The organism is Saccharopolyspora antimicrobica, from assembly GCF_003635025.1.
In the GTDB taxonomy this organism is placed as follows: Bacteria; Actinomycetota; Actinomycetes; order Mycobacteriales; family Pseudonocardiaceae; genus Saccharopolyspora; species Saccharopolyspora antimicrobica.
Window position 1 is genome coordinate 1,668,772 of the sequence record NZ_RBXX01000002.1, and the last position, 15,178, is coordinate 1,683,949.

The following is a 15,178-nucleotide window of genomic DNA, read 5'->3' on the forward strand; positions in this document are numbered from 1 at the left end:
GGCCCCGCTTTGCTCCCCCTGCTAAGGGGTTTCGTCTTTGTCGGGCTTAGTCTCGCCCTTCTCCGCTTCCGCGGCTTCGGTTTCGCGGGCCGCTTCGGCTCGCTTCACCTTCGCCGGGGCCGCCGCGGCGGCCTTGTCCTCGTCGAAGACCACCGGCACCTTGCGCAGGTGCTTGGTCATCGAGCGGATCAGGAAGACCACCGCCACGGCGAACAGGATCAGCAGCACCAGGCCGACCGGCGAGGACTTGCCGAAGTCCTCGCCCTGCCCGCCCGGGTCGTTCGGCGGTGCCGGGGCCTGCGCGAGCACGTAGGCCGCGGTTTCCAGGGCAGTCATGCGCACACCTTCTCCTGCACACCGGAGAACAGGTCGTCCTCCGGCAACGTGGTGTCGACCAGGGACCGGACCAGCTCGTAGTCCTCGGTCGGCCACAGCTCCTGCTGGATGTCCAGCGGCACCGCGAACCACCTGCTGTTCGGGTCGATCTGCGTCGCGTGGGCGCGCAGCGCGTCATCGCGCTGGGCGAAGTACTCGGCGCACTCGACCCGGGTGGTGACCCGCTCGTCCGGATCGGGCCGCGAGGAGTCCCACTTGGCCAGCCACTCGCCGTAGGGCGACTCGATGTCGCGGGCCAGCAGCGCCTCGTGGAAGAGCTGCATGCGCTTGCGGGAGAAGCCGTGCGAGTAGTACAGCTTCAGCGGCTGCCACGGCTCCCCGGCGTCCTGGTACAGGTCGGGGTCGCCGGCCGCGTCGAAGGCCGCCACCGAGATCTCGTGGCACCGGATGTGGTCCGGGTGCGGGTAGCCGCCGTTCTCGTCGTAGGTGATCACCACGTGCGGGCGGAACTCGCGCATCACCGCGACCAGCTCCCGGGTGGACACCTCCACCGGCGTGGTGGCGAACACGCCCTCCGGCAGCGGCGGGAGCGGGTCGCCCTCCGGCAGGCCGGAGTCGACGAAGCCCAGCCAGCGGTGCTGCACACCGAGGATCTCGGCCGCCTCCGCCATCTCCTGCCGCCGGACCTCGGTGAGGTTCTCGATGACCTCGGGCCGGTCCATGGCCGGGTTGAGGATGCTGCCCGCTTCACCTCCAGTGCAGGTGACCACCATCACCTCGTGCCCTTCGGCCACGTAGCGCGCGGTGGTCGCGGCTCCCTTGCTGGACTCGTCATCCGGGTGCGCGTGCACCGTCATCAGCCGCAGCTTGTCCGCCATCGCCGGGTAATCCCCTCCTGCTTCGCAGCATCTCTCCTGAACACGGCCCCGCTGACAGGCCGCAGGACACCCCAGGGATACTTAACGTGGATGTCGGGCCCCATTGTTCCCGGTGCGCCCGACGAACCGAGCGCCAGCCCCCGCGAGCGGGGGTCGGCAAGACCAGGCGAAAGGCTTCTCGAGCCGGTGACGCACCCGCAGATCCCGCAGGACCGGTACGGGTCGCGCGCGAAGAAGGCGCGACTGCGACCGGGCCGTCGCTGGCTGCTCTTCGCGGTCGTGCTCGCCGCCCTGGTCGGTGTGTCGGTCGTCGCCTACCAGAACTTCGGCACCGCGCCCATCGAGGGCAAGCAGGTCGCCTTCGAGATCGTCGGCGAGGACTCCGTCCGCATCGTGGTCGAGGTCCAGCGCGACGATCCGCAGCGCCCCGCCGCGTGCGTGGTGCGCTCCCGCGCCAAGTCGGGTGAGGAGATCGGCCGCAAGGAAGTCCTCATCCATCCTGCGGACGGCGTGACCAGGCAGGAAACTGTGTTGCGCACGTCCCCCGGACCGGCCACCGGGGAGGTGTACGGCTGCACTTACAACGTTCCTGAATATTTGTCCACCCACACGCGGCCAACTGGGTGAAGACAGGCGTTCCACGCCGGGCGCTGGGAAAATGCAGCCCCTCGGCGTGGCGTTTCGTGCTATCGTCGAGCGCAGCACGGCCCCGCGAGGGCCGTGTTTTTCCGTTACTTGGCCATCGAGCCGGAAAACAATGCGGAAATGCAATGGTGCCCGTGATGGAGTCGCGGGACGCAGTCGACGAGGAGTGGTGACCGTGAGCGAGACCCAGGTGACCTGGCTGACCCAGGATGCTTACGACCGGCTCAAGGGTGAGCTGGACGAGCTCGTGGGCAACCGCCCGGTGATCGCCGCGAAGATCAACGAAGCCCGCGAGGAGGGCGACCTCCGGGAGAACGGCGGGTACCACGCCGCTCGCGAGGAGCAGGGCCAGATCGAGGCCCGCATCCGCCAGCTCCAGGAGCTGCTGCGCACCGCCAAGGTCGGCGACGTGCCCACCGAGTCCGGTGTGGCCCGCCCCGGGTCGGTGCTGACCGTCCGCTACGACGGCGAGGACGAGACCGAGAAGTTCCTGCTGGCCACCCGCGAGGAAGGCGCGCACGGCGACCTGGAGGTCTACTCCCCGAGCTCCCCGCTGGGCCAGGCGCTGCTGGACGCCAAGGAGGGCGAGACCCGCGAGTACGAGCTGCCCAACGGCGGCACCATGAAGGTCACCCTGGTCAAGGCGGAACCCTTCGCCGGCTGACCCTCCGGGGTGCCGCGCCGTGCCCGCCGCGGTCCGCTTCTCGATCGTCGTTAGGCATCGAAAGCAGTTGTGGCACTTAAAAAGAAAAGAAAGACGAGTTCCGCGAGAACATCGTTGAATCTCGCATCGCGGGCGCCCACGCATTGGGCGCCCGCGATGTTTTCATTCCGCTGATTTCGCGAGGCGTTCCAGGAGCGGGCGCACTCGGGGCGCCACCGGGGTGGACAGGGCTATCGATGTCGAGGTGCGGCGGACTCCGGTGACGCCGACGACTTCGTCGATCACCCGTTGCAGGTCCGCGTTCGAGCGGGCCACCATGCGGACGAACAGATCGCCCTGCCCGGTCGTCGCGTGCACCTCGCACACCTCATCTATCGCGGCCAGCTGCTCGGCCACCAGCGCGCGGTGCCCCTGGGCGATCTCCAGCACCGCGAAGGCCGTCAGGCCGTAACCCATCGCCGCCAGGTCGAGCTCCGGCGGGAAGCCCAGCAGGATGCCGCGCTGCACCAACCGGTCCATCCGCGCCTGCACGGTGCCGCGTGCCACGCCCAGCCGGCGGGAGCACTCCAGCACGCCCAGGCGGGGCTCGTCGGACAGCAGCAGCAGGAGGCGCGCGTCCAGCGCGTCCAGGCCCTCGTCCTTGGGAGCCATGTCACACCCTCCGCTCGTGAAGAGGCGATTCATCCAGCCGATCCGATCGAATACTGATCAGATTGCCCATCGAAATCAAGTGCGGTTGCCCAGGATGACCGCCCGGCGCACCCTGAGCGCAGCACCGCTCAGGGGGAGGACATCGTGACCGGCACCGTCAACCGAGGGAACCAGCCCGAGCAGCTCGACGACGTCACCTTCGACCAGATGCGCCGCCTCGTCGGCCTCGTCGAGCACGACGACGCGAAGGACCCGTTCCCGGTCAGAGCGCTCGACGCGGTGGTGTTCGTCGTCGGCAACGCCACCCAGAGCGCGCTGTTCTACCAGGTGGCCTTCGGCATGGAGCTGGTCGCCTACTCCGGCCCGGAGACCGGCAACCGCGACCACAAGGCGTTCGTGCTCAAGTCCGGCTCGGCGCGCTTCGTGCTCAAGGGCGCCGTCGACCCGGACAGCCCGCTGGCCGACCACCACCGGCGGCACGGCGACGGCGTCGTCGACCTGGCCCTGGACGTGCTCGACGTCGACAAGTGCGTCGAGCACGCGAGAGCGCAGGGCGCGACCGTGCTGGCGGAGCCGCACGACACCTCCGACGAGCACGGCACGGTCCGCAGCGCCGCGATCGCCACCTACGGCGAGACCCGGCACACGCTGCTCGACCGCAGCCGCTACACCGGCCCCTACCTGCCCGGATACCTCGCGCAGCGGGGCAGCTACGTCAAGCCCGCGGACTCGCCGAAGCGGTTGTTCCAGGCCGTCGACCACTGCGTGGGCAACGTCGAGCTCGGCCAGATGGACCGCTGGGTGGACTTCTACAACCGGGTCATGGGCTTCGTGAACATGGCCGAGTTCGTCGGCGACGACATCGCCACCGACTACTCCGCGCTGATGAGCAAGGTGGTCGCCAACGGCAACCACCGCGTCAAGTTCCCGCTCAACGAGCCGGCCGCGGGCAAGCGCAAGTCGCAGATCGACGAGTACCTGGAGTTCTACCGGAGCCCCGGCTGCCAGCACATCGCGCTGGCCACCGGCGACATCATCAAGACGGTCACCGCGATGCGGGCCGCCGGCGTGGAGTTCCTGAAGACGCCGGACACCTACTACGACGACCCGGAGCTGCGAGCGCGCATCGGCGAGGTGCGGGTGCCGATCGAGACGCTGAAGGAGCACGGCATCCTGGTCGACCGCGACGAGGACGGCTACCTGCTGCAGATCTTCACCAAGCCGATCGGCGACCGGCCGACGGTGTTCTACGAGATGATCGAGCGCCACGGCTCGCTCGGCTTCGGCAAGGGCAACTTCAAGGCCCTCTTCGAAGCGATCGAACGCGAACAGGAACGCCGCGGAAACCTCTGACCTCGGGTGCCACCGCGAATCGACGGTCACTCGAGCAACACGTTGGGTACCCTCGGAGGAGCGGCCAGTCGCGGCGGGGGCGATGCGCGACCGCCGAACAGCCCAGGCAGCGGATCACCGCACGAGATCACCGGACAGGGGGAAGCATGTCGCAGCTGACTCCGGCCAACCGCGCTCTTCCGCTGGTCACCGGCGTGCTCACCGCGGCCGCGCTGTCCGGTGCCGCGGTCTTCGCGGTGCTGCAGTCCGGGTGCGACGATCCCGGCTCCTACCAGGTGCGCGAGGACGCGGTCGAGCTGATCGGCGGCTGCCTGCAGCCGGACGACCTCCCGGTCCACCCGCGTCCCCCGGCAGGCCAGGACGGCGACGACCCGGCGATGGCCCGGTAACACGCAATTTCAATGGAAATCAGACCCACAACTTCAATGGAAGTTGCGTCCCGTCGGCGTGTCGGGTGCCCGACACGCCGACGGTGCGTCAGTGCCACGCGACTTCAATGGAAATCGGACGTCTGATTTCCATTGAAATCGCGGCAGCGGACGATCAGCCCAGCGCCTGGAGGACGTCCTCGACCAGGTCGTCGGCGTCCTCGATGCCCACCGAGAGGCGGACCAGCTCGGCCGGGACCTGCAGCATCGAGCCCGCGGTGCTCGCGTGCGTCATGCGGCCGGGGTGCTCGATCAGCGACTCCACCCCGCCCAGCGACTCGGCCAGCGTGAACAGCCGGGTGCGCGCGCAGACCTGCAGCGCGGCCTCCTCGCCGTCGGCGTGCAGGAACGAGATCATCCCGCCGAAGTGCCGCATCTGCTTGGCCGCGACCTCGTGGCCGGGGTGCTCCGGCAGCCCCGGGTAGAGGACCTTCGCGACCTTGGGATGACCGGCCAGCGCGGCGACGATCCGCTCCGCGTTGGCGCTGTGCCGCTCCATGCGGAGCGCGAGGGTCTTGGCACCGCGCAGCGTGAGGAACGCGTCGAACGGCCCCGGCACCGCGCCCGCGCCGTTCTGCAGAAACGCGATCTGCTCGGCCAGCTCGTCGTCGGAGGTGATCACGGCACCGCCGACCACGTCGGAGTGCCCGCCCAGGTACTTCGTCGTCGAGTGCACCACGACGTTCGCGCCGAGCTCCAGCGGCTGCTGCAGGAACGGCGAGGCGAAGGTGTTGTCCACCACCAGCTTCGTGCCCGCCTCGCGGGACACCTGCGCCAGCGCGGCGATGTCGGCGATATTGAGCAGCGGGTTGGTGGGCGTCTCGATCCAGATCAGCTTGGTGTTCGGCTGGATCGCCGCGCGCACCGCGTCCACATCGGACACCGGAGCCGGGGTGTACTCGATGCCCCAGCCGGTCAGCACCTTGTCGATCAGCCGGAACGTGCCGCCGTAGGCGTCGTCCGGGATGACCAGGTGGTCGCCCGGCCGCAGGGTCGCCCGCAGCACCGCGTCGGTGGCGGCCATGCCGGAGGCGAACGCGCGCCCGTGGCGGCCGCCTTCCAGCTCCGCCAGGCACTGCTCCAGCGCGGTGCGGGTGGGGTTGCCGGTGCGCGAGTACTCGTAACCCCCGCGCATCCCGCCCACCCCGTCCTGGGCGTAGGTCGAGGTGGCGTGGATCGGCACGATCACCGAGCCGGTCGTCGGGTCCGCCTCCTGCCCCGCGTGAATCGCGCGGGTAGCAAAGCCATCACTCATGTGCAGCAGCGTACGGCCCGGCGGCGGCCCCGCCGACTCGGGCCCGAACGCGAAGCGGCCCCCGACCGGGCTGGTCGGGGGCCGCTTCGGAACTAGCTCAGCGGGTCACCACTGCGGCGGCTGCGGGCCACCGGGCGGCGGCGGGTAGCCACCGGGCTGACCCGGCTGCTGGCCCGGCTGGCCGAACTGCTGCTGCTGACCGAACTGGCCCGGCTGACCGGGCTGACCCGGCTGGCCGAACTGCTGCGGCTGGCCGTAGCCACCGGCGACCGGAGCCGGAGCACCGGCGCCTGCCGAGGCCAGGTACGCCTTGGTGCCCGGCAGGAAGGCCAGCACACCGAGCGCGATGGCGATCAGGATGCCAAGGATGGCGGTGAACATGTAGAAACCGCCCGCCGCCGAGTACATGCCGCTGAAGAGCAGGATCAGCTGGCCGATGACGTACAGGCCCGAAGCGGCGGCAACCAGGATCGAGCCGATGCTCTTCTTGATGATGACCATGATGCCGCCGCCCAGCAGGGTCAGGCTGGAGAGCATCAGGATGATGTAGACCGTCATCACCAGGCCGTACGACGGCAGCTCCGGCAGCTCCGTGGGAGAAATGCCGTACTCGCTGAGGTCTCCCAGCGACTCCTGGGCCTTCTTGGCCTCCTCGTACACGGCGTAGGTCGCGCCGAGGCCGATCAGGCCGATCAGGTTGAAGATCGAGCCGATGCCACCGATGACCGTCGCAACCCAACCGACGGTCAGCGCGAGGCCCTTGCTGCCCTGGCCCTGGCTCGCCGGCTGGCCGTAGGCGGCCTGCGGCGGCTGGGCGCCGAAGCCCGGCTGGGCCTGCGGGGCCGGGAAGCCGCCACCGGGCGTGCCCGGCTGCGCCGGGAAGCCGCCCGGCTGGCTCTGGGTGCCCGGCTGCTGGTACATCGGCTGCGCGGGCTGCGCCGACGGCGGCACCATCGCAGTCGCCTCAGCACCACCGGCCAGGCCGGGCTGCTGGTACATCGGCTGCGGCGGCTGCATCGACGGCGGCACGACCTGCGTCGAGTCGGACGGCGGCTGCGGCTGTCCCTGCGACTGCACGGGCCGCACGACCTGAGTCGCGTCGCTGCCAGCCTGGTTGGGGTCCTGCGGGTCCATCCGGTTCGAGATGGGGTCCGAACCCTGCTGACCGCCGTCCGGCGGCTGCGGAGAGCTCATCGGGTTGTCCTACTCCCTCGGGGCGTAATGCGAAAGCCTGGGCATTCGGAAGCACACGCTATCTGATGACCGGGCAGCGTAGTGCCGTTCTGTAACAAGTCGTCATCGACCGGCGATGAATCCAAGCACATCTTGCCGGGTGACCACTCCGGCGGGCTTGCCGTCGATCAACACCATCGCCCCGTCGGCCCCGGCCAGCGCCGTCATCGCGCGGCTGACCTCCTCACCCGCACCGATGGTCGGCAGCGGCGCGGACATGTGCGCCTCGACCCGGTCGGCCAGGTTCGCGCGGCCGGCGAACAGCGCGTCCAGCAGGTCGCGCTCGTTGACCGCGCCCGCCACCTCGGCGGCCATGATCGGCGGCTCCGCGCGCACCACCGGCATCTGCGAGACGCCGAACTCGCGCATGATCGCCACCGCCTCGGCGACGGTCTCGTTCGGGTGAACGTGCACCAGGTCCGGGATGGTGCCGTCCTTGCGGCGCAGCACGTCGCCGACCGAGCCACCGGCGTGGTCCGGCGACAGGAAGCCGTAGGAGGCCATCCACGAGTCGTTGAAGACCTTGGTCAGGTAGCCGCGGCCGCCGTCGGGCAGCAGCACCACGATCACGTCGTCCGGGTCCGCGGTCTCCGCGATCTCCAGGGCCGCCGCGACCGCCATCCCGCAGGAACCGCCGACCAGCAGCGCCTCCTCGCGGGCCAGCCGCCGGGTCATCTCGAACGAGGCCGCGTCGGAGACCGCCACGATCTGGTCGCAGATCCCGCGGTCGTAGGTGCTCGGCCAGAAGTCCTCGCCGACGCCCTCCACCAGGTAGGGCCGCCCGTTGCCGCCGGAGTAGACCGAGCCCTCCGGGTCGGCGCCGATCACCTTCACCCGCCCGTCGGAGACCTTCTTCAGGTACTCCCCGGTGCCGGAGATGGTGCCGCCGGTGCCGATGCCGGCGACGAAGTGCGTCACCTTGCCATCGGTCTGCGCCCAGATCTCCGGGCCGGTGGAGTGCACGTGGGACTCCGGATTGGCCGGGTTGGCGTACTGGTTCGGCTTCCAGGCGCCGTCGATCTCCTGGACCAGGCGGTCGGAGACGCTGTAGTAGGAGTCCGGGTGCTCCGGCTCGACCGCGGTCGGGCACACCACGACCTCGGCTCCGTAGGCCTTCAGGACGTTGCGCTTGTCCTCGCTGACCTTGTCCGGGCAGACGAAGACGCAGCGGTAGCCCTTGCGCTGGGCGACCATGGCCAGTCCGACACCGGTGTTGCCGGAGGTCGGCTCCACGATCGTCCCGCCGGGCCGCAGCTCGCCGGACGCCTCGGCGGCCTCGATCATGCGCTGCGCGATGCGGTCCTTCACGCTGCCACCGGGGTTGAGGTATTCGACCTTGGCCAGCACCCGCGCCTTGCCGGTTGCCACCGCGTTCAACCGCACCAGGGGGGTGTTGCCCACCAGGTCGGTGACGTGCTCGACGTAGTCCACGTCCGGTCCTCGATCCTTCCCAGACTGCTGTTGTGGCAACGAGCCTAATCTGCTGGTCACCGGCCAACCCACCGAGGCTTTTCCCATTCGTTTCCCAGTCCCGTGAAACCTGCCGGGCGGCCGGGGCGACATACCGGTGGGGAGCAGATTCGCGCTCTCCGGCGTTCTAGTCATGACGGGATCTCCTCGCCGCGCGAGCGGGGCGAGGATGACCATCCCGTTCGTCGCGGCCGGCCGTTGCCCGGACGGCCCGGACCGGTTCAGGGAGGGCCGCATGATCGCAGCGAAGGCACTCCGGCTCGCCTTGCTGGCGGCGGGCACCGCCGGAGGGCTCTCCGGCGCCGCGTACGGACTGCTCAACGGGCAGTCGAGGTACGCGCGGCGGGTGATCGGCCCACCGGCGAACGACCCGCTGCGCGCCGACGGCGTCCACCTGCCGAACGGCACCGGCCCGGTGCCGCGGCGGGAGCTGCCCGCCGGCGTCGAGCCGCTGGAGTTCGCGGTGCTCGGCGACTCCGCCGCGGCCGGGCTGGGCGTGGACTTCCCGGCCGAGCTGCCCGGGGTGCTGATGGCGCGCGGGCTCGCCGAGGAGCTGGACCGGCCGGTCGCGCTGACCACCCGCGCCATCGTCGGCACCACCTCGCAGGAGCTGTCGGCGCAGGTGGACGCCGTGCTGGTGCGGCCGCCGCGGCTGGCGCTGATCATCATCGGGGCCAACGACGTCACCTCGAAGCTGGCGGTCGCGACGTGCGCCGAGCTGCTGGGCGCCGCGGTGCGGCAGCTGGTCGGGGCCGATGTGGCGGTGGTCGTCGGCACCTGCCCGGACCTGGGCGCGATCCGGCCCATCCCGCAGCCGCTGCGGTCGGTCGCGCGGCGCTGGAGCCTGGCGCTCGGCCGCGCGCAGCGGCGGGCGGTGGAGGCGGCGGGCGGGCACGCCGTTCCGCTGGCCGACCTGCTGTCGCCGGAGTTCCTCGCCAGGCCCGGCGAGTTCTTCAGCCCGGACCGGTTCCACCCGTCGGCCGCCGGGTACGAGGCCGCGGCGGCGATCCTGCTGCCCGCGATGTGCGCGGCCATCGGCGAGTGGGAGGGCGGTCCGCTGCCGACCGCGCCGACCCGGTCCGAGACGGCCGAGGCGCGCCGTCCGACCAGCCGCATCGTGGCCGGCCTCAACCGCCACCTGCACCGCCGCACGCCCTGACGTACCAATCGGTCGGTTGTTTCCTTGTCCGGTGACCGCGGTCACCGCCAAGATGGAGTCAGCGGATCTAAAGTGACCGACCAGTAGGTCAACGCCCGCGACTGCGAACGAAGGAGTTCCCATGCCCGAAGCAGTCATCGTCGCCACCGCCCGATCCCCCATCGGCCGCGCAGGCAAGGGATCGCTGAAGGACCTCCGCCCGGACGACCTCACCGCGCAGGTCGTCCGCGCCGCGCTGGACAAGGTGCCCGAGCTCGACCCGGCCGAGATCGACGACCTGATGCTCGGCTGCGGTCTGCCCGGCGGCGAGCAGGGCTACAACATGGCGCGCGTGGTCTCGGTGCTGCTCGGCTACGACCAGCTGCCCGGCACCACCGTCACCCGCTACTGCTCGTCGAGCCTGCAGACCAGCCGGATGGCGCTGCACGCGATCAAGGCCGGCGAGGGCGACGTGTTCATCAGCGCCGGCGTCGAGATGGTCTCCCGGTTCGCCAAGGGCAACTCCGACTCGCTCGAGGACACCAAGAACCCGCTGTTCGCCGACGCCCAGGCGCGCACCCAGCAGACCGCCGAGCAGGGCGCGGACTCCTGGACCGACCCGCGCACCCTGGACCTGTTGCCGGACGTCTACATCCCGATGGGCCAGACCGCGGAGAACCTGGCGCGGGTCAAGGGCATCAGCCGCGACGAGATGGACGACTTCGGCGTCCGTTCGCAGAACCTGGCCGAGAAGGCGATCGCCAACGGCTTCTGGGCCCGCGAGATCACGCCGGTCACCACCCCGGACGGCAAGGTCGTCGACGCCGACGACGGCCCGCGCGCGGGCGTGACCAAGGAGGGCGTGTCCGGCCTCAAGCCGGTGTTCCGCCCGGACGGCCGGATCACCGCGGGCAACTGCTGCCCGCTCAACGACGGCGCCGCCGCCCTGGTGATCATGAGCGACACCAAGGCGAAGCAGCTGGGCCTGACCCCGCTGGCGCGCATCGTGTCCACCGGCGTCTCCGGCCTGTCGCCGGAGATCATGGGCCTGGGCCCGGTCGAGGCGTCGAAGCAGGCGCTCAAGCGGGCCGGTCTGGGCATCGGCGACATCGACCTGGTGGAGATCAACGAGGCGTTCGCCGCCCAGGTGATCCCCTCCTACCAGGACCTGGGCATCCCGCTGGAGAAGCTGAACGTCAACGGCGGCGCGATCGCGGTGGGCCACCCGTTCGGCATGACCGGCGCCCGCATCACGACGACGCTGATCAACTCCCTGCAGTGGCACGACAAGCAGTTCGGCCTGGAGACGATGTGCGTCGGCGGCGGCCAGGGCATGGCCATGGTCCTCGAACGCCTCTCTTGATGGAATTCCAGGCTCATCCTGCGTAGCGGTGCGGGTAGCGGAACCTCAGAGGCCGCCTGGCTGCGGGATCCCGTTCTGATGTATGACCAGTACACGGCGAACGGGCTGTCCTCGCCAGGCAACCTCTGAGAACCCGCGGCGGTGCGAGTTGCGAGGGTGGGCTATGCGCCTGCGGCGCATGCGACACCTGGCCCTCGGTGCCGGTCGCCCTTCGCGGTCACTGTTCACCACCGAGAACGACTGACGCCGGCAACACAGCGGGGCCCTGCCGTCCGGATCGGACGGCAGGGCCCCGTTGTCGTTCTGCTGGGAGGTCAGTCCCGCTGGAAGTAGGACAGCAGGCGCAGGATCTCCAGGTAGAGCCAGACCAGCGTGGTCATCAGCCCGAAGGCGATGTACCAGGAGAACTTGGCGTCCACGCCGCTCTTGATCGCCTGGTCGGCGGCGTCGAAGTCCAGCAGGAAGCTGAACGCCGCGATGCCGATGCACAGCAGGCTGAAGCCGATGGCCAGCGCACTGCCGTCGCGCAGGCCGAGGCCGCCCGAGGTGAAGAAGCCGGCGATCAGGTTCACCAGCATCAGCACGGCCGCACCGGCGGCCGCACCGATGATCCACTTGGTCAGCTTCGGGGTGACCCGGATCGCGCCGGTCTTGTAGACCACCAGCATGGCCGCGAAGACACCGATGGTGCCCGCGATCGCCTGCATGACGATGCCGGGGTTGCCGACCCACATGGCGAACACGTAGCTGATGCCGCCGAGGAACACGCCCTCGACCGCGGAGTAGGCGATGACCAGCCCGGGGCTGACCTTCTTCTTGAAGATGATCACCAGCGAGAGGACCAGGCCGATGATCGCGGCCGGCAGCGCCAGCGCGACCGCGGTCGGGCCGACCAGGTAGGTCAGCGTGCCCGTGATCACCGCCAGACCGAGGGTGATCGCGGTCTTGGTGACCACGTCGTCGATCGTCATCGGGCGCGAGGTCTGCGGCGGCGCCGCCGGTGCCTCGCCGTAGGGCGAAGCGGGCTGCCCCTGGCCGTAGTTGAAGTTCGCGTAACCGCCGGTCGTCGGCAGGTTGCGGAACGCGGGGTTGCTCGTTGTGCGCAACTCATCCTCCTGGGCGTGCTTGCGCCGTCACTCGGAACAACGCTCGGCAGCGCTGACCGGTTCCCGGATCGGTAAAAGCGACTTTACCCGTCGGTACGGGATGTCCCCATCTCCCCCGGAAACTACTCGGTATCGATTTCCGGCGATATCGATCACATCCGGTCGCCAACCTTTCTACGCCGGTGCACCGAGTGACGGGAAACGGGTGATCGCGACCACTCGACTCGTCTCATCGGGTGGTATCAGCGCGCCGCGCCCGCCCGACCTTCGACGCGGAGTGATCGACAACATCAACCGGATGACCTCTTGTTGACACGCTCCGTGATCGGAAGTATCGCGTCGGGCGCCCGCGCGATTCCTGGTCGGGGTTCAGCGGAACGAACGAGCGGCGCCGCATCACCTCCACCACCGGAACTGGAGCTCGCATGCGCATGTTCAAGAAATGGGTCACGGCGGTGCTGGGCACCGCCGTGCTCACCGGGGGGAGCCTGCTGGCCCTCCCCGGTGCCGCCGGCGCCGACCCGCAGGAAGCGGTCGGCCACGAGACCAGGCCCGGGCAGCCGTACCGGGGCAACCCGGATCCGGCCCGCGACTGGCTCGGCTCCTACCTCGTCAACGGCCAGCAGGTGTGGTGCGTGCAGTTCGCGCTGACCGCGCCGGACAGCAACGAGGAGTACCGGCCGGGCGACGAGCTCAAGACCAAGTGGGGCACCGCGATCCCCGCCGACACCGCCGCCGACATCTCCTACCTGCTGCTGCGCTACGGCAACACGCAGTCGCCCGACGAGGCCGCCGCGCTCGCGCACCTGCTGCACTCGTGGACCGCCGCGCCGCGCAGCCAGGCCGACCTCGACCCGAACAACGACTTCAGGCGGATCGGCTACGACGTCGACGGCCACCTCGCCAAGCTGCCGCAGGGCGCCAAGGCCGCGGTGGAGTCGTTCAAGGCGGAGGCCAGCGCGAACCGCGGCCCCTGGGAGGCCGCGCTGACCTCGCCGGAGGGCGAGCAGACCATCGGTCAGGCCGCGGAGTGGACCCTGACCGTGCAGCGCCCCGACGGCAAGGGCATCGGCGGCGTGCCGGTGCAGCTGTCCACCACCGACGTCGAGATCGAGGGCGTCGAGGCGAACGGCACCGTCACCACGCCGGAGGACGGCAGCCCGCTGGTGCTCAAGGTGACGCCGACCGGGCCGAACCCGAAGATCGCCGGGAAGCTGTCCGCCCCGGCCGAGCGGCCGTACGTGCGGCAGGCCGTCAACCAGCCCGACTCCACCCAGCGCGTGGTGTCCACCGGCGGTGAGCAGGAGCTCACCGTCGAGGCCGCGACCACCGCGGTGACCGCGCCGGGCGTGGTGAAGGTCGGCAAGACCGACGCGGAGAGCCAGGCCGGCATCGCCGGCGTCTCGCTGCGCGTGACCGCCGCCGACGGCTCGCCCGCCGTGCGCCAGGACGGCACCCCGCTGGTCGGCGAGGACGGCGAGCCCCTCGTGGTCGTCACCGGCGAGGACGGCACCGTGGAGGTCCCCGACCTGCGCACCCCGCAGGAGATCACCATCACCGAGGTCAAGCCCGCCCCCGGCTACGAGGAGGCCTTCGACGAGGCCTACCCGCCGTCGGTGACCGGCACCGTCGAGGCAGGCCAGACGCTGGAGCTGAGCCTGGTCAACAAGCCCAACACGCCCACCGTGCCGATCCGCATCCCGGCCGGTGACCCGACCGAGGAGGGCGTGCCCGCCGGGCTGCTCGGCCTGGCCGGGCTGACCGCCGTGACCGTGATCGGCGGGGCCGGTTTCGCGCTGCGCCGGCGGATCGGGGCGCAGAAGCAGTGACAGCTCGGCGCCGTTCCCTGTTCGTCGTGCTGGCGGTCGCGGTGATCGCCCTGGTCGCGGTGGCCGTCGTGGTCGCCGGGAACCTGTTCACCGCGCCCACCACCAGCACTGCCGCGGACCAGCCCGCGCCGCCGCCGGAGGCGGCAGCGGTGGCTCCGCAAGCGCTGCCCGCGCAGCCGGTGCACGTGCCGGCCGGGCAGCCACCGGGCACCGTCCGGCTGCCGCAGGGCGGCACGGCCGAGCTCGTGCGCAAGGAGATCGACCGGTCCGGCACGCTGCCGGTGCCCGACGGCGTCGACGAGGCGACCTGGTGGGGCGCCGGGCTCGACGCCCCGAAGGGCGCGACGGTGCTGGCCGGGCACGTCAACTGGAAGGGCGCGATCGGCCCGTTCGAGGAGCTGTGGGAGGCCGAGACCGGTCAGCCCGTGACCGTCGTCGACGACGCGGGCAAGGAGTGGCGGTACCAGGTCTCGGAGGTCGTCACCGTGCACAAGGACGACCTGCCCGCCCGCGCCCGCGACCTGTTCGGGCAGGGCGGCGAGCACCGGCTGGTGCTGGTGACCTGCGGTGGCCGCTACGTCGGCGGCGACCTCGGCTACGACGAGAACCGGATCGTCATCGCCACCCCGGCCTGACCGGGAACGACGAGAAGGGCCGGTGGATCTCCTCCACCGGCCCTTCTCCACGTCTGCGCAACTTCAATGGAAATCAGATCTTCGATTTCAATGGAAGTTGCTCACGCCGTCGGTGCGTCGGGACCCGACACGCCGACGGTGCGTCGGGATCCGCGCGATTTCAATGGAAATCAGACGTCTGATTTCCATTGAAA

15 protein-coding genes are annotated in these 15,178 nt (G+C 70.2%); 8 read left to right on the forward strand and 7 right to left on the reverse strand.

All coding sequences use genetic code 11. From position 1 onward, the window contains the following. Nucleotides 1-21 precede the first annotated feature (21 nt). Nucleotides 22-336 (reverse strand): hypothetical protein, encoded by a 315-nt coding sequence (locus ATL45_RS08335; RefSeq protein WP_093153445.1) that lies wholly within the window; start codon nucleotides 334-336, stop codon nucleotides 22-24. Next, a complete protein-coding gene (gene mca / locus ATL45_RS08340) occupies nucleotides 333-1,214 on the reverse strand; it encodes a mycothiol conjugate amidase Mca (protein WP_093152827.1) in 882 nt (293 codons plus the stop codon). Before mca ends, ATL45_RS08335 begins: the two co-directional genes overlap by 4 nt. 186 nt (nucleotides 1,215-1,400) lie before the next feature. On the opposite strand from mca, the gene ATL45_RS08345 reads away from it, so the two are divergent. Together ATL45_RS08345 and greA are read left to right on the forward strand one after the other, a co-directional pair. Further along, complete coding sequence (locus ATL45_RS08345) at nucleotides 1,401-1,841, forward strand: DUF4307 domain-containing protein (protein WP_246025228.1); 441 nt, start codon at nucleotides 1,401-1,403, stop codon at nucleotides 1,839-1,841. Between the two features lie 193 nt (nucleotides 1,842-2,034). Next, nucleotides 2,035-2,523 (forward strand): transcription elongation factor GreA, encoded by a 489-nt coding sequence (gene greA, locus ATL45_RS08350; RefSeq protein ID WP_177241976.1) that lies wholly within the window; start codon nucleotides 2,035-2,037, stop codon nucleotides 2,521-2,523. A 162-nt stretch (nucleotides 2,524-2,685) separates the two neighbouring features. Here greA and ATL45_RS08355 read toward each other — a convergent pair whose 3' ends face one another. Continuing rightward, entirely contained in the window at nucleotides 2,686-3,174 is a 489-nt protein-coding gene (locus ATL45_RS08355) for an Lrp/AsnC family transcriptional regulator (RefSeq protein WP_093152821.1), read from the reverse strand. Between the two features lie 207 nt (nucleotides 3,175-3,381). On the opposite strand from ATL45_RS08355, the gene hppD reads away from it, so the two are divergent. Beyond that, entirely contained in the window at nucleotides 3,382-4,527 is a 1,146-nt protein-coding gene (gene hppD / locus ATL45_RS08360) for a 4-hydroxyphenylpyruvate dioxygenase (RefSeq protein ID WP_093153442.1), read from the forward strand. Nucleotides 4,528-4,673: 146 nt separating this feature from the next. Beyond that, a complete protein-coding gene (locus tag ATL45_RS08365) occupies nucleotides 4,674-4,916 on the forward strand; it encodes a hypothetical protein (RefSeq protein WP_093152817.1) in 243 nt (80 codons plus the stop codon). A gap of 154 nt (nucleotides 4,917-5,070) precedes the next feature. On the opposite strand, the gene ATL45_RS08370 is transcribed toward ATL45_RS08365, so the two are convergent. The 3 genes from ATL45_RS08370 to ATL45_RS08380 all read right to left on the reverse strand — a co-directional run bounded on the left by ATL45_RS08370 (nucleotide 5,071) and on the right by ATL45_RS08380 (nucleotide 8,874). Beyond that, a complete protein-coding gene (locus tag ATL45_RS08370) occupies nucleotides 5,071-6,210 on the reverse strand; it encodes a cystathionine gamma-synthase (protein WP_093152814.1) in 1,140 nt (379 codons plus the stop codon). Between the two features lie 105 nt (nucleotides 6,211-6,315). Then, entirely contained in the window at nucleotides 6,316-7,404 is a 1,089-nt protein-coding gene (locus tag ATL45_RS08375; protein ID WP_093152812.1) for a hypothetical protein, read from the reverse strand. Between the two features lie 102 nt (nucleotides 7,405-7,506). After that, a complete protein-coding gene (locus ATL45_RS08380; protein ID WP_093152809.1) occupies nucleotides 7,507-8,874 on the reverse strand; it encodes a cystathionine beta-synthase in 1,368 nt (455 codons plus the stop codon). A gap of 274 nt (nucleotides 8,875-9,148) precedes the next feature. On the opposite strand from ATL45_RS08380, the gene ATL45_RS08385 reads away from it, so the two are divergent. Together ATL45_RS08385 and ATL45_RS08390 are read left to right on the forward strand one after the other, a co-directional pair. Continuing rightward, nucleotides 9,149-10,072, forward strand: a complete 924-nt coding sequence (locus tag ATL45_RS08385) for an SGNH/GDSL hydrolase family protein (RefSeq protein WP_093153439.1) — start codon at nucleotides 9,149-9,151, stop codon at nucleotides 10,070-10,072. Between the two features lie 121 nt (nucleotides 10,073-10,193). Further along, the gene (locus tag ATL45_RS08390; protein ID WP_093152807.1) at nucleotides 10,194-11,414 is read left to right on the forward strand and encodes an acetyl-CoA C-acetyltransferase; all 1,221 of its coding nucleotides are present in this window, start codon (nucleotides 10,194-10,196) and stop codon (nucleotides 11,412-11,414) included. A 314-nt stretch (nucleotides 11,415-11,728) separates the two neighbouring features. On the opposite strand, the gene ATL45_RS08395 is transcribed toward ATL45_RS08390, so the two are convergent. After that, nucleotides 11,729-12,520: a Bax inhibitor-1/YccA family protein gene (locus tag ATL45_RS08395; RefSeq protein ID WP_093152804.1), complete on the reverse strand. Its 792-nt coding sequence runs from the start codon at nucleotides 12,518-12,520 to the stop codon at nucleotides 11,729-11,731. A gap of 425 nt (nucleotides 12,521-12,945) precedes the next feature. On the opposite strand from ATL45_RS08395, the gene ATL45_RS08400 reads away from it, so the two are divergent. Continuing rightward, a complete protein-coding gene (locus tag ATL45_RS08400; protein ID WP_342775254.1) occupies nucleotides 12,946-14,349 on the forward strand; it encodes an MSCRAMM family protein in 1,404 nt (467 codons plus the stop codon). Beyond that, a complete protein-coding gene (locus ATL45_RS08405) occupies nucleotides 14,346-14,984 on the forward strand; it encodes a class F sortase (RefSeq protein WP_093152801.1) in 639 nt (212 codons plus the stop codon). The genes ATL45_RS08400 and ATL45_RS08405 overlap by 4 nt, the downstream gene beginning before the upstream one ends. Nucleotides 14,985-15,178 lie beyond the last annotated feature (194 nt).

Excerpts from the sequence above, each read along its gene's own strand:
- hppD (WP_093153442.1), top strand. The coding sequence starts at position 3,382 with ATGCGCCGCCTCGTCGGCCTCGTCGAGCACGACGACGCGAAGGACCCG.
- ATL45_RS08375 (WP_093152812.1), bottom strand. The coding sequence starts at position 7,404 with ATGAGCTCTCCGCAGCCGCCGGACGGCGGTCAGCAGGGTTCGGACCCC.
- mca (WP_093152827.1), bottom strand. The coding sequence starts at position 1,214 with ATGGCGGACAAGCTGCGGCTGATGACGGTGCACGCGCACCCGGATGAC.
- ATL45_RS08355 (WP_093152821.1), bottom strand. The coding sequence starts at position 3,174 with ATGGCTCCCAAGGACGAGGGCCTGGACGCGCTGGACGCGCGCCTCCTG.
- ATL45_RS08335 (WP_093153445.1), bottom strand. The coding sequence starts at position 336 with ATGACTGCCCTGGAAACCGCGGCCTACGTGCTCGCGCAGGCCCCGGCA.
- ATL45_RS08400 (WP_342775254.1), top strand. The coding sequence starts at position 12,946 with ATGCGCATGTTCAAGAAATGGGTCACGGCGGTGCTGGGCACCGCCGTG.
- ATL45_RS08385 (WP_093153439.1), top strand. The coding sequence starts at position 9,149 with ATGATCGCAGCGAAGGCACTCCGGCTCGCCTTGCTGGCGGCGGGCACC.
- ATL45_RS08390 (WP_093152807.1), top strand. The coding sequence starts at position 10,194 with ATGCCCGAAGCAGTCATCGTCGCCACCGCCCGATCCCCCATCGGCCGC.
- ATL45_RS08370 (WP_093152814.1), bottom strand. The coding sequence starts at position 6,210 with ATGAGTGATGGCTTTGCTACCCGCGCGATTCACGCGGGGCAGGAGGCG.
- ATL45_RS08365 (WP_093152817.1), top strand. The coding sequence starts at position 4,674 with ATGTCGCAGCTGACTCCGGCCAACCGCGCTCTTCCGCTGGTCACCGGC.